The 13,648-nt window shown below is 67.1% G+C and carries 12 protein-coding genes and 1 tRNA gene; 11 read left to right on the forward strand and 2 right to left on the reverse strand.

Translation table 11 applies throughout. The features are described 5' to 3' along the window. A complete protein-coding gene (locus FOE78_RS11735) occupies positions 1-546 on the forward strand; it encodes a hypothetical protein (RefSeq protein WP_143986448.1) in 546 nt (181 codons plus the stop codon). Between the two features lie 6 nt (positions 547-552). Next, positions 553-1,209 (forward strand): RES family NAD+ phosphorylase, encoded by a 657-nt coding sequence (locus FOE78_RS11740; protein ID WP_143986449.1) that lies wholly within the window; start codon positions 553-555, stop codon positions 1,207-1,209. A 161-nt stretch (positions 1,210-1,370) separates the two neighbouring features. Here FOE78_RS11740 and FOE78_RS11745 read toward each other — a convergent pair. Then, positions 1,371-1,444: transfer RNA gene (locus FOE78_RS11745), tRNA-Met, on the reverse strand. Between the two features lie 144 nt (positions 1,445-1,588). Between FOE78_RS11745 and FOE78_RS11750 the strand changes: the two genes are divergently transcribed. The 3 genes from FOE78_RS11750 to serA all read left to right on the forward strand — a co-directional run bounded on the left by FOE78_RS11750 (position 1,589) and on the right by serA (position 4,884). Beyond that, positions 1,589-2,380: a ThuA domain-containing protein gene (locus FOE78_RS11750; protein ID WP_228265801.1), complete on the forward strand. Its 792-nt coding sequence runs from the start codon at positions 1,589-1,591 to the stop codon at positions 2,378-2,380. Between the two features lie 4 nt (positions 2,381-2,384). Further along, complete coding sequence (locus FOE78_RS11755) at positions 2,385-3,512, forward strand: Gfo/Idh/MocA family protein (protein ID WP_143986451.1); 1,128 nt, start codon at positions 2,385-2,387, stop codon at positions 3,510-3,512. A 160-nt stretch (positions 3,513-3,672) separates the two neighbouring features. After that, the gene (gene serA, locus FOE78_RS11760; protein WP_143986452.1) at positions 3,673-4,884 is read left to right on the forward strand and encodes a phosphoglycerate dehydrogenase; all 1,212 of its coding nucleotides are present in this window, start codon (positions 3,673-3,675) and stop codon (positions 4,882-4,884) included. Between the two features lie 23 nt (positions 4,885-4,907). Here the strand turns inward: serA and FOE78_RS11765 are convergent, their stop codons facing one another. Further along, positions 4,908-6,059 carry an FAD-dependent oxidoreductase gene (locus FOE78_RS11765; RefSeq protein WP_143986453.1) on the reverse strand — a complete coding sequence of 384 codons (1,152 nt, stop codon included), beginning with the start codon at positions 6,057-6,059 and terminating at the stop codon, positions 4,908-4,910. Positions 6,060-6,113: 54 nt separating this feature from the next. Here FOE78_RS11765 and FOE78_RS23610 point away from each other — a divergent pair, with 54 nt between their 5' ends. The 6 genes from FOE78_RS23610 (at position 6,114) to FOE78_RS11795 (ending at position 13,625) form a co-directional block, all read left to right on the forward strand. Then, positions 6,114-6,551, forward strand: a complete 438-nt coding sequence (locus FOE78_RS23610) for a MarR family winged helix-turn-helix transcriptional regulator (RefSeq protein WP_168207488.1) — start codon at positions 6,114-6,116, stop codon at positions 6,549-6,551. Between the two features lie 75 nt (positions 6,552-6,626). Then, on the forward strand, positions 6,627-10,598 hold the full coding sequence (gene hrpA / locus FOE78_RS11775; protein ID WP_143986454.1) for an ATP-dependent RNA helicase HrpA: 3,972 nt from the start codon (positions 6,627-6,629) through the stop codon (positions 10,596-10,598). A 50-nt stretch (positions 10,599-10,648) separates the two neighbouring features. After that, entirely contained in the window at positions 10,649-11,623 is a 975-nt protein-coding gene (locus tag FOE78_RS11780) for a PAC2 family protein (RefSeq protein ID WP_143986455.1), read from the forward strand. A 241-nt stretch (positions 11,624-11,864) separates the two neighbouring features. Further along, complete coding sequence (locus tag FOE78_RS11785) at positions 11,865-12,074, forward strand: antitoxin MazE-like protein (RefSeq protein ID WP_143986456.1); 210 nt, start codon at positions 11,865-11,867, stop codon at positions 12,072-12,074. Next, positions 12,071-12,397, forward strand: coding sequence for a type II toxin-antitoxin system PemK/MazF family toxin (locus FOE78_RS11790; RefSeq protein ID WP_143986457.1), 327 nt, complete (start codon positions 12,071-12,073; stop codon positions 12,395-12,397). Before FOE78_RS11785 ends, FOE78_RS11790 begins: the two co-directional genes overlap by 4 nt. A gap of 355 nt (positions 12,398-12,752) precedes the next feature. Continuing rightward, complete coding sequence (locus FOE78_RS11795; RefSeq protein WP_143986458.1) at positions 12,753-13,625, forward strand: acyl-CoA thioesterase; 873 nt, start codon at positions 12,753-12,755, stop codon at positions 13,623-13,625. Positions 13,626-13,648 lie beyond the last annotated feature (23 nt).

A 13,648-nucleotide genomic window follows, 5' to 3' on the forward strand; every position in this document is an offset into this window, starting at 1 on the left:
ATGGTTGAGGTTCGGGAGCGTGGTGAACGCAGGATTTCCCGCGACGAGTACCGGGATCGCATCCTGCGCGCGGTGGATGACCGCGTCGCCTCGTTGATCTTGATGTCCGAGCGGACCGCGACTCCTGCGCCGTCAGCGGAGGAGGTCATCCGAGAGATCTTGGATCTTCCGGCGCTTGCGGCGGCACCGAGCGAGCTCGGCGAGGAGGTCGGCCCCTTCTATGACACTTCAGGGGTCACAAAACTGTTGCATGTCACCAAGCAGGCGGTCGGCGACCGTATCCGCAACGGCACGATCCTGGCGCTGACCACGTCGGATCGGAAGACAGTGTTTCCGGTGTTTCAGTTCGACGGCGGCAAAGTCAGCCCGCGGCTGGGCCCGGCTATCAGGGCGTTGAGCGGCCTGCCGCGCTGGTCGGTCGCGTTGTGGTTCGTGACGTCCAGCGACGATCTTGGCGAGAGGACTCCGCTGGAGTGGTCGAACGCTGGCTTTTCGGTCGACGAGCTGACGCTTGCGGCACAACGTGCCGCCCGGGACTGGAGATAGGCCGACGTGGCCCGCGCAGACCTGGCTCAGCAATTGCCTCCAGCCCGGACGGCACTCAACGGATTGCCCACCGGCACGGTTTCTCGGAAGCGAGGTTGGTTGCGGGAGCATCAGTTCCGCAGCGGTGCAGACGGTGGATGCTGGTACTTCGCCACCGTGCCCCCGGACCCGACGCTGCCGTCGGGTCGTTTCGATCTGCCGACGCCGCACGGGACCTGCTATTTCGCGGACACGCAGCGCGCCGCCGCCATGGAGCGGGTTGGCGTTTGGACGACGAAGCACAAGCCGGTGCCGCAGGACTTCGTCGACGGACGGGCGATCAGCACCGTCGATCCGGGTGCCCTCCCCGAGCGGGCGGTCAACCTGGGGTCGCCACGCGCCACCGGGTTCGGTGTTACGGGCGAATTGTTCACGATGTCGGACTATCAGGTTCCTCAGGCCTGGGCGCTCGCCGTGTACGGTCTCGGCCACGCAGGAATCCTGTATCCACCGCGATTCACTCCTGGCGGCCGTGCGCTCGCCGTCTTCGGTCGCGCGGGAGTTCCAGCGACGCCGATTGCAGTAGTTCGACAGCTGCCCCTCGCCGATGTCCTGCACCGCAATCACATCCGGATTGCTCGGATTCCGCACTCGACGAGCCTGACGATGGTCAACCCTCCATAAGCGTGGACGGCAATACGAAAGCGCTGCCCGACGCCGGTCGCCCGCCACCTGCGGGCGGTTTTCTGAGCTTGCGCGCGTACTTTGTGCGTACCTGGCCGGTTCGGGCGGGACAACAGAATGGCCCTGACCGGGCGTAACGCCTGGCCAGGGCCACCTTTTCGTAGCGGGGGCAGGATTTGAACCTGCGACCTCTGGGTTATGAGCCCAGCGAGCTACCGAGCTGCTCCACCCCGCGTCGACTCCGAGAAAGTTACACGACGTCCTTCGATCGTTCAAATCGGGGCCGATCGAGCACCGGACGGACGGATCTTCGTCCGAATGGCGAAATCCCGGCGAGCCTGGGCCCGGCGATCGTCGGACGGTGGTCGGATGGGTCGTTGTGAACCAACCGATCCGCGTCACCGTATGGGGCGAGAACTTCCATGAAACATCCGAACGAGACCGGGACGCGATGGCCAAGCGCTACCCGGACGGCATGCACGGCGCCATCGCTGCCGGCCTGGAGAAGGAGCTCGGCGATGCCGTCGAGGTCCGGACTGCGACCCGCGATCAGCCGGAGCACGGCCTCACAGACGAGGTGCTGAACACCACCGACGTCCTCACCTGGTGGGGACATGCCCGGCACGACGAGATCGACGACGCCATCGTCGACAAGGTGCACCAGCGGGTGCTCGGCGGGATGGGCATCCTGATCCTGCACTCGGCGCACTTCTCCAAGATCTTCAAGAAGCTGATGGGCACCAGCTGCTCGCTGTCCTGGCGCAGCGACGACGACGCCGAGTTGGTCTGGACCGTCTCACCCGACCACCCGATCGCCGAGGGCGTACCGAGTCCGATCGTGATCGACCAGCAGGAGATGTACGGCGAATACTTCGACATCCCGCAGCCCGACGAGTTGATCTTCATCTCGTCCTTCAGCGGCGGCGAGGTGTTCCGCTCCGGCTGCACCTGGAAGCGCGGCAAGGGCAAGGTCTTCTACTTCTCGCCCGGTGATCAGGACTTCCCGGTCTACCACCATCCCGACATCCAACGGGTGCTCGCCAACGGTGTCCGTTGGGCCGCGCCTGTGCAGAGCTCGTCGCTCGCCGCACCGGCGGTGCGAAACATGGTTGCGCGCCAGTTCACCGGTGCCAAGATCAACCCCGAGGCGGACAAGAGCGGGGAGGTCTGAGTCGATGAGCAGGAATCTTCGAGCCGGTGTGATCGGGCTCGGCTGGGCCGGGCAGCAACACCTGGACGGCTACCAGCGGGCGGCCGGAGTTGATCTTGTCGGGCTGGCCGGGATGGAGCCCGAGCCGCTGCAGCGGCTGGCCGACGAGTACGGCATCGAGCACCGCTACGCCGACTGGGCCGACCTGGTCAAGGACGCCGACCTCGACGTGGTCAGCGTCTGTACGCCGCCGTCGCTGCACGCGCCGATCACCGTCGCCGCGCTTGAGGCCGGCATCAACGTGCTGAGCGAGAAGCCGATGGCGCTGGACGCGGCCTCGGCCCGGACCATGGTGGACGCGGCCAAGGCGAACGGCAAGATCCTCGACATCTCCTTCAACCATCGCCGCAAGGCCGAGGTCACCGCCGCCAAGGATCTGATCGACAAGGGCCTGCTCGGCGACATCTACTACGCCAAGGCCGGCTGGATGCGGCACAACGGCATCCCCGGCGGCGTCGGCAACTGGTTCAGCCGCAAGGCCACCTCCGGCGGCGGTCCGCTGATGGACATCGGCGTACACATGCTGGACATGGCGCTGCACCTGATGGGCGAGCCGTCGGTGCAGACCGTGACCGCCTCCACGTACGCCGCCTTCGGTCCGCGTGGTCGCGGTCGCGGCCAGTACGGGGCCGGTGCGCACGGTGCCGCCGAGCCGGTCGACTTCGAGGTCGAGGACCTGGCCACCGCGTTCGTCCGGATGGACAACGGCGCCACCCTGCTGCTGGAGAGCAGCTGGGCCCAAGGCGTCGGCCACGACGACATGTACGTGACCTTGTTCGGCACCGAAGGCGGCGCCGAACTGACCTGGAATCCGCCGGCCCCCCAGCTCCGGGCCTGGACCACGATCGACGGCGTCGACGCCTCGCTCAATCCGCAGTTGGGGTTGAGCGGCGGTCACGCCGAGGCGGTCGCCGACTTCGTGGCTGCCGTCCGGGACCACAACCTGGACGGGCATCAGGGCGAGGAGGCGCTGACTCGGTCGCTGATCGTGGACGCCACTTACCACTCGGCGGCCGAGTCGACCGAGATCCGGCTCAGCCCGGCACCACCGCAGCCGGCCGGCCAGGACGCGGTCGTCCGTACCGCCGGTTGAGTCGGCTGACTGATCCGGGGACTGCTGGCTGAGATCCGCATCGGGTGCGCTGCACCGGCTCCGTAGGATGGGGCCGGTGCAGCGCAGCTGAACCGACCGGTCACCGATCGGCCGAGGTACGGATCAGGCAGATGGATCAGGCAGGAGCACAAACACCGCGATGAAAGCCTTGTTGCTGGAGAACATCCATCCCGACGCCGAGCAGTTGTTGCTCGATCGCGGCTTCGAGGTCGAGACCCGCAAGGGCGCGCTGGACGGCGAGGACCTGATCGAGGCGGTCGCCGACGTCAACCTGCTCGGCATCCGCTCCAAGACCCAGGTCACTGCCGAGGTGCTGGCGCAGGCGCCCAACCTGCTGGCCGTCGGCGCCTTCTGCATCGGCACCAACCAGATCGATCTCGGTGCGGCGGCCGAGCGCGGCATCGCCGTCTTCAACGCGCCGTTCTCCAACACCCGCAGCGTGGTCGAGCTGGCGATCGCCGAGATCATCGCGATGGCCCGGCATCTGACCGACAAGAACGCCGCGCTGCACAACGGCGTCTGGGACAAGTCGGCCAAGGGTGCACACGAGGTCCGCGGCCGCACTCTCGGCATCGTCGGTTACGGCAACATCGGCAGCCAGCTGTCCGTGGTGGCCGAGGCGCTGGGCATGCAGGTCTACTTCTACGACATCGCCGACAAGTTGGCGCTGGGCAACGCCCGCCGCTGCGGCAGCCTGGACGAGTTGCTGCAGACCGCGGAGACGGTCAGTCTGCACGTCGACGGCCGCGCCGGGAATGCGGGCATGTTCGGTGCCGAGCAGTTCGCCGCGATGCGTCCGCGCAGCCTGTTCCTGAACCTCTGCCGCGGCTTCGTTGTTGATCATGAAGCGTTGCGGGAGAACCTGCTCAGCGGCCACATCGCGGGCGCCGCGGTGGACGTCTTCCCGGAGGAGCCGAAGGTCGCCGGTGACCCGTTCGTGTCTTCCCTGCAAGGGATTCCGAACGTGATCTTGACTCCGCACGTCGGCGGTTCCACCGAGGAGGCGCAGACCGACATCGGTCAGTACGTGGCCGGCAAGCTCCGCGATTACGTCGCCGACGCGAACACCACGATGAGCGTCAACCTGCCCCAGGTGCAGGTGCACGAGCGGACCGCCCGGGCCCGGATCGTACACATCCACCAGAACGTCCCCGGCGTGCTTGCCACGGCCAACGGCGTGCTCGCCGATTACGGTGCCAACATCGAGGGACAGACCCTGAGCACCCGCGGCAACCTCGGCGTGGTCGTCACCGACGTCGGCTCCGACCTCTCCGATGAGCTGACCGATAAACTCCGCCAACTCCCGGAAACCGTCTCGCTGCGAGTGATCACCGCCGACTCGGCGTCCTGACCGCTCGCTGATGGCGGCGCCGATCAGGAGAATCGGCGTTCGGACTGTTCGACGGCGTCGAATCCGTCCTTGATCATCTGTCGTTCGTAACGGCTCACCGCGGTGATCAGGTCCCGCTCTCCGGTCGCCACCGCGGCCAGCTGCTCGGCCAGTGCGGCCGCATCGGCCAGCGCCACCGCGGCGCCGATTCCGGCCGGGATCATCGGATGCGCGGCATCGCCGATGACGGTGACCGGGCAACTCGGCCAGGGCGCGTCCGGACGCCGGGACGTCCGGACGGTGGTGGTCTGCACCGATCCGGTCTCGGATGCGCGGACGATCCGTCTCAGACTCGGCTGCCACCGTCCGACCTGATCGGCGGTGAAGTCCTGCAGGGCGGTTGACGTCCACGGATCCGGGATCGCCTCGGCAGGCAGCGAGAAGACCCACATCAGATAGTCGTGATCGGCACTGAGCTGCAGGCCTGGCCAGAGCCGCGCCGCGGTCGTTCGGGGCGGGTTCGCGAACCGGTGCGCCGCCAACGGCATCGCCCTCCCGTCCGGCCCGATCACGGTGCTGAAGCCGTCCAGCGCGGCCCATGGGATGTCCGGCAGCGTCTGGTTCGTCAACGGCGTCCGGCCGAAGATGTTGACCTGGCCGATGTCGATCACCTCCAGGTCCGGCAGCAACTGCTGCCGCAGCCGGGAGCCTGAACCGTCGGCTCCGACCAGAAGATCCGCGGTCAACGCGCTGCCGTTGTCGAGATCGACACGGACCGTGCCGTCGTCGGCGATCCGGAAGCCTTCGAAGCCAACCCCGTACTCGATCTTGTCCTCCAGCCCCGCCAGCAGAATCTCCCGCAGCGTTTGGCGGTCGACCGTGAGATGACGGCCCTCGGACTCGAGATCGGCGGGCTGTGGGACCACCAGCTCATTGATCACCTCGAGGTCGGTGTTCAGCACCCGGACGCCACCGCCGAGCGTGCCGGAGGTCAGGACGGCCAACTCGTGCAACCGGGCCGGCAGGCAGGCCCCCAGCGCCAGCTCGCCTTGCGGATCGAGGTGGATGCGGTAGCCGGTCCGCAGGTGGTCGACCGGTGGTCGTCTTTCGACGAGTGTCACGTCGTGTCCGTGACGTTGCACGCCCTGGGCCAGCAATGGTCCGGCCAGCCCGGCTCCGATGATGACAATACGCATGTGTGCAAACTATCTGTGCGCAGACAATCTGTCATCAGGGAGTACCCTGGTCGGGTGACCTCTGAACAGCAGACGGCCATCGAGCTGCGGCTCGGTGGCCTGTTCTATCTCGCGCACCGGGCGGCCAGGGCGACGACGAACCAGAGCCTGAAGGAGCTGGCGATCGACCTTCGCCATCTTGCGGTGCTCTCCGAGCTCGCGGACAGCGGGCCACTGAGTCAGCGCGAGTTGGTGGATCGGACCCAGATGGACAAGTCGTCGTTGGTGTACGTCCTGGACGAGCTGGAGCGGCAGGGCCTGGCCGAGCGGCGGCGCAACGAGCGGGATCGGCGCAGCCACGCGGTTCAGCTGACGGCCAAGGGCCGCCGGTCGCTGGTCCGGGCCAACGCGGCAGCGGAGCGCGCGATGAGCGAGCTACTCGTCGGTCTGAGCGATCGTGACAAGGGCCAACTCGACCGCCTGCTGACCAAGTTGATCTCCAGCCAGAAGTGATCTGCCGCCGGGCGCGTCGGTTCCTCGGATATCTGCTGGGACCGATTGTGCCGGGCCAACTAGACTCCTGCCGTTATGCCCGAAACCGCCGTCTCGACCGGATCCGCTCAAGCGTCGGATCCGACCAACCCGGCGGTTCCTGCGTTCGAGTTCGATCCGGCCCTGCCGATCTCGGCACGGGTCGACGGGATCGAGGCGGCGATCCGTGATCACCAGGTCGTGGTGGTGGCCGGCGAGACCGGCTCGGGCAAGACCACCCAGCTGCCGAAGATCTGTCTGAAGCTCGGCCGCCGCTCGATCGGCCACACCCAGCCGCGGCGGATCGCGGCTCGGACCGTCGCCGAACGGATCGCCGAGGAGATCGGGGTCGAGCTCGGCGATCTGATCGGCTATCAGGTCCGCTTCACCCGCAAGGCGTCCCGCAACACCCGGGTCAAGGTGATGACCGACGGCGTACTGCTGGCCGAGATCGGTCATGATCGTGATCTTCGTCGCTACGACACGATCATCATCGACGAGGCGCATGAACGCAGCCTGAACATCGACTTCCTGCTCGGTTATCTGAAGCAGTTGCTGCCACGCCGTCCCGAGTTGAAGGTGATCATCACCTCGGCCACCATCGACACCGTACGGTTCGCCGAGCATTTCGCCGATGATCATGGAAACCCGGCCCCGATCGTCGAGGTCTCCGGTCGCACCTTTCCGGTCGAGATGCGCTATCGACCGCTGGTCGGCAACGCCGGCGAGGGAGCCGGTGATCAACAGAGCGAGGATCTTGATCAGGTCGACGGGATCTGCCGCGCGGTCAAGGAACTGACCACCGAGGGTGACGGCGACATCCTGGTCTTCCTTTCCGGGGAACGCGAGATCCGCGATGCCGCGGATGCCCTTCGACAAGCTCAGGGATCTGATCTTCGACGTGAGCTGCGGTTCACCGAAGTGATCCCGCTGTACGCACGGCTGTCGGCGGCCGAACAACACAAGGTGTTCACCGCGCATACCGGGCGCCGGATCGTACTGGCCACCAACGTCGCCGAGACGTCGCTGACCGTGCCGGGCATCCGGTACGTGATCGACACCGGCACCGCGCGAATCTCCCGCTACTCGGCCCGGACCAAGGTGCAACGGCTGCCGATCGAACCGATCTCGCAGGCCTCGGCCAACCAGCGAGCCGGACGATGCGGGCGACTCGGTCCGGGCATCTGCATCCGGCTGTACTCCGAGGATGACTTCGCCGGCCGGCCCGAATTCACCGAGCCGGAGATCCTGCGGACCAACCTGGCCGCGGTGATCCTGCAGATGGCCGCCGCCGATCTCGGTGACATCGCCTCGTTCCCGTTCGTCGAACCGCCCGATTCCGCGCAGATCACCGACGGCCTGCGGCTGCTGGAGGAACTCGGCGCGATCGGTGCCCGTACACACCGGACGAATCGCCCGGATCGATCGAGATCGGATCAACCGAAGACGCAGCAACCGAACTCACCCCGGCTGACCAAGGTCGGCCGCCGACTGGCCGGCATCCCGATCGATCCGCGAATGGCCCGGATGCTGCTGGCCGGCGAGGAACAGGGCTGCCTGCGGGAGATGTTGATCATCGTCTCCGGCCTGTCGGTGCAGGATCCGCGGGAGCGTCCGGCCGAACATCAGCAGGCCGCCGATCAGCTTCACCGCCGCTTCTGGGCCCCGATGAACGACACCGATGACGAGGGTCCTGAGCCTGTCGAAGGGGCGGCCGAGCCGGACGGCAGCGACTTCCTGGCCGTCCTGCGGCTGTGGCAGTACCTGCGCCAGCAGCAGAAATCCCTGTCAGGCAACGCATTCCGGAGGCTGTGCCGAGACGAGTATCTGCACTTCCTGCGGATCCGCGAGTGGCAGGATCTGCACGCCCAATTGCGTCAGATCAGCCGCGAACTCGGCCTCAACCTGAACACCGAGCCGGCCGACCACGGCAAGATCCACACCGCGATCCTGTCCGGGCTGCTGTCGCATGTCGGCCTGGCCGAGGTGTTGGAGGATCGCAAGCGCGGCCGCGGAGCCGACGGCAAGCGACGGCGGATGTTGCGCGAATACCTCGGTGCCCGGGGGACGAAATTCGCGATCAACCCGGGCTCCAGCGTCGCCAAGATCAATCCGCCGTTGGCGATGGCGGCCGAGATCGTCGAGACCTCCCGATTGTGGGCGCGTACGGTGGCGGCGATCGACGTCGCCCAGGTCGAGGAAGTCGGCCGGCATCTGCTCAAGCACACCTACTCCGAACCGCATTGGTCGGCACGCAGCGGATCGGTGATGGCCTACGAGCAGGTCACGCTGTACGGCATCCCGATCATCGGCCGCCGCCGCGTCGGCTATGCCAAGATCAATCCCGCCGAAGCCCGGGAGATCTTCATCCGATCCGCACTGGTCGAGGGCGATTGGCGGACCCGGCATCGTTTCTTCGCCGAGAATCAAAAGGTCCGGGCCGAGGCCGAGGAGTTGGAGGAGCGGACCCGGCGTCGTGATCTGCTGGTCGATGATCACGTGATCTTCGACTTCTACGATGCCAGGATCCCGGCCGATGTCAGCTCGGGCGCCCATTTCGACCGGTGGTGGAAGCAGGTCCGCGAGGCCGATCCGGACCGACTCTCGCTGACCCTGGATGATCTTGTCGTCGACGGGCAGGCCGCCGGCGCCGACGACTTCCCCGAGGTCTGGTCCAGCGGCGAGCTCGATTTCAAGATCGACTACACCTTCGAACCGGGGTCCTCCCGAGACGGCGTCGGGATCGAGATCCCGGTCGGACTGCTGAACCGGACGGATCCGGCGAAGTTCAGTTGGCAGGTCCCGGGCCTGCGCAGCGAACTGGCCGGCGAGCTGATCCGTTCGCTGCCGAAGGCGATCCGGCGCAACTTCGTACCGGCGCCGCAGTTCGCCCAGCAGGCGTTGGCCTGGATCGGTGATCATCCGCAGGTCCACGACCGGTCCTTCCCGGACGCCCTCGGCGAGGCGCTGCGGGCGCTGACCGGGGTCGTCATTCCGGCGGACGCGTGGCTGTCCAGCCCGCCGCCGAGCCACCTGCTGCCGACCTACCTGATCAAGGACAAGGGCACCGTGATCGGCGAGGGCAAGGACCTCGACGAACTCAAACAGCGACTCGCCCCGGCAGTCAGCAAGACCCTGAACCGGGCGGCGGAGAAGGTCACCAGCACCGGCGCCGCGGACTGGGTGTTCGGCACGATCGACGACGAGATCCGCACCGGCAGCCTGATCAGCTACCCCGGCCTGGTCGACGAGGGCAGCACCGTCGGCCTGAAGGTGTACGAGAGTGCCGGCCGGCGCGATCATTTCCACGCCCTCGGCGTGCGCCGACTGGTCATGATCAACATCCCGGACCCGACCCGCTGGGTGATCGGACACCTGGGCAACAAGCAGAAGTTGGCGCTCGGCGGCAGCCCCTATCCCGGCGTACCGCAACTGCTGGCGGACGCCCGGCTGGCCGCGGTCGGCGAGCTGATCCGCCAGCATGCGGGCGGTGGTACTCATGATCAACAGGCGTTCCGTCGGCTGTGTGATCAGGTGCGGGCCGACCACGCCGACCGGATGCGTGAGCTGGTCAACGAGACCGCGGCCGCGCTCGAGGCGTGGGAGCAGGTGTCGGCCCAGCTCGACGCGGTGAAGGCGATCGATGATCTTGCCGCCGCCGATCTGCGTGAGCAGCTGGCCAATTTGATCTTCCCCGGGTTCCTGGCGGTCACCGACGCCGAACGCGTGCCCGATCTCACCCGCTATCTGCGGGCCGCACTCAACCGGGTCACCGTGCTGCGCGCCAACCCGGCCAAGGATGCTGCCGGGCTGGCCACCATCACCCGGGTCGAGGACGCGTACGCCGAACTCTGCGGCAAGCTGCCCGACGGGCCACTGCCGGCCGACGTGGAGGAGATCGGCTGGATGCTGGAAGAGTTGCGCGTGGGCCTCTTCGCACAGCAGCTGCGGACCAAGTTTCCCGTGTCGGAGAAGCGTGTGATGAACGCACTGGCCGGAGCCGGGCGTACGCACGGGCTCGGTTCCTAGAAAGCTGGCCGCCGACTGCCCGAAGGCGCCGGACCACTAGATTGGGGCCCATGTTGGATCCGCGTTCGCTGTACGAGTTGAGCTCAGAAGTCGCCGAACAGATGACGGGAAGCCGCCCGGTGATGCTCGTACAGCTGGACGGATTCATCGACGCCGGTCAGGCCGGCCGGCTGTTCTCGGCGCATCTGCTGGAGCACCTCGATCACCAACTGCTGGCCGAGTTCGATCATGATCAACTGCACGACTACCGGTCCCGGCGGCCGATGATGGACTACGACGGTGATCACTGGTCGTCGTTTCGCACCCGGAAGCTGCGGCTGCACCGGCTGACCGACGCGCAGGGCGAGGTGTTCCTGCTCTTCACCGGGCCGGAGCCGGACGTGCAGTGGGAACGTACGGTGCAGGCCGTGCTCGGGCTGATCGACGAATTCGGCGTACGGCTGACGGTGGCGCTGACCGGCATCCCCGGCGCCGTCCCGCACACCCGGCCGGTCGCGCTGAACGCGCACGCCACCGACCCGGACCTGATCCGCGACGAGCAATCCTGGTTCGGTGAGGCCGAGGTGCAGGCGAGCTTCTCGGCGATGCTGGAGTATCGGCTGGGGGAGCAGCAGCGGACCGCACTCGGGTTCGAGGCGTTCGTCCCGCACTACCTGGCGCAGGCGGCGTTCCCACAAGCTGCGTTGGTGTTGGGCCAGCGGATCGCCCAGGCGACCGGCCTGGTGTTCCCGCTGGCCGGGCTGGAAGAGGCGGCGGCCAGCAACATGGCCGAGATCGTCGAGGAGGTCGCCGGCTCCGGCGAAGCGCAGGAGATGGTCGGCCAACTGGAGCAGCAGTACGACACCCTGCGCGCTGACCGGGGCGGCATCGGCTTCCCGCGGCCCGCCTCGGAGGACCTCGCCTCGGTGCCGACCGCGGACGAGATCGGCGCCGCCTTCGAGCGCTTCCTTGCTGAACGCGACGACACCGCCGACGCCGAACGCGACGACGACCGGCCGGAGCCGGGGGACGAGGACCGCGACTGACTCGGCGTGGCAGCCCGCCGGCAGCGGGCACCGAGCGGGACGATTACCGGTAACATGAAGTATTCGAACCACGTGAATCCGCCCGTATAAGGCAGCACCCTTGCGGGCATCGCAGCCGGCGGGTCTATCGGGCGCTGGCGATTCCGCTGGTCACGAGGGTTTCGGTCGGCCCGCTGGGGGAAGCCGGGCTCGCTCGTTGACGGGTATTCTCTCGCGGGATCGTTACATGTAACCTGGTTGTATGTCAGTCAGGGACCGGGTCAGCAGCTATCGGCGCCGGATGCGTGAGCGGGGCTACCGCCCGGTGCAGATCTGGGTTCCCGATGTGCGTACCGAACGATTCGCCGCGGAGGCGCACCGCCAGGCCGCGCTGGTGGCTGCCGCGGATCGAACTGGCGACGATCAAGACTTCATCGAGGCCGTATCAGCGCCGTGGGATGACGAGGAGTGAACCGCGGGGAGCTCTGGACGGTCGCCGGCGGGGTCTACGCGTCCAAGCCGCGGCCGGCGCTGATCGTGCAAGACGAGGTCTTCGACGCCACGGCCTCGGTGACGGTGGCTCCGCTGACCAGCACACTGACTGATGCGCCGCTGCTGCGGATCCGTATCGGCCCCTCGGCGCTGTCCGGACTGGAGCGCGACAGCGAGGTCATGATCGACAAACTGACTACGGTGCGGCGGACGAGTGTTGCCAACCGTCTGGGGCGGCTGACAGCTGAACAGCTCACCGAAGTCGAACGCGCCATGATGGCCTTCCTGGGACTCGCCAGGTAGCCGATCGACTGCCAACGGCTGCGCGCCCCGTAACCGATCATCTGCGGGTGGCTCAGAAGCCGGCGAAGTAGTTCGTATTGCCCGGCATCTGGTGCTCAACCACGGGGACCGGGCCGAGCATCTCTGCCGGCACCCACTCCTGGATGACCTGGCTGGCATCGGAAACTCGACGGAGTCTTGCATCTGATGAAGACCGGCGATCGTTACGCCTCGTCAGGGGCCGCTTTGATGACCGCCAGTCGGGCAGCGCGGGGACACTGGCGACCGAGTCGCAGGCGTGGGCAACCGTTGCGACGATGCGTGAATGCCTTGTCAGCGGCAATAAGTCAGGCTTCGGCACCAGTAGGATCGCGGCGTGCCGCAGTCACTGGACGAACTACTCGACCTGCTGGAGCTCGAGCGCATCGAGGACGGGTTGTTTCGTGCCCGCCAGCCCAGGACCGATCTGCAACGAGCCTTCGGCGGGCAGGTGCTGGCGCAGGCCCTGACCGCTGCCGGACTGACCGTGCCCGAGGGCCGGTTCCCGCACTCGTTGCACGGCTACTTCCTGCTCGAGGGCCGGATCGACACGCCGATCGTGTACGACGTGGACGCGATCCGCGACGGCGGCTCGTTCTCCACCCGCCGAGTCAGCGCACGGCAGAACGGCAAGATCATCTTCTACATGTCGACCTCGTTCCACGTCGACGAGGACGGTTTCGACCACGCCGATCCGGTGCCCGACGGCGTAGGAGATCCGGAGTCCTCCCCGTCGATGGCCGAGGTGTTGAGCAAGCTCACCGGGGCGCCCGCCGATCGCTGGACCCGGGAGTGGGGAGCGCTCGACGTCCGCTACGTCGGCAACTCCGGTCCCGGCGGCGGCCTGGAGGCCGATCCGCGGCATCCGGCCAGGGCCCGGCTGTGGATCAAGACCGACGGCGAGGTGCCCGATGATCGATTCCTGCACAGCTGTCTGCTCGCCTACGCCAGTGACCTGACGCTGCTCGGCGCCAGTCTGGTCCCGCACGGCGAGGTGCTCGGATCGCCGCGCGTGCAGGCCGCCTCGATCGATCACGCCATGTGGTTCCACCGGCGATTCCGGGCCGACGACTGGCTGCTGTACGACCAGGTGTCGCCGTCCGCGTCGTCCGGCCTCGGCCTGTCCACCGCACGCCTGTTCCAGCGCGGGATCCTCATCGCCGATGTGGCTCAGGAAGGCTTGATCCGCCGGGCGCGCGCTCGCCCCTGACCGAGCAATTCGACGGGATCTGT

Source organism: Microlunatus elymi (genome assembly GCF_007362775.1).
Classification (GTDB): Bacteria; Actinomycetota; Actinomycetes; order Propionibacteriales; family Propionibacteriaceae; genus Microlunatus; species Microlunatus elymi.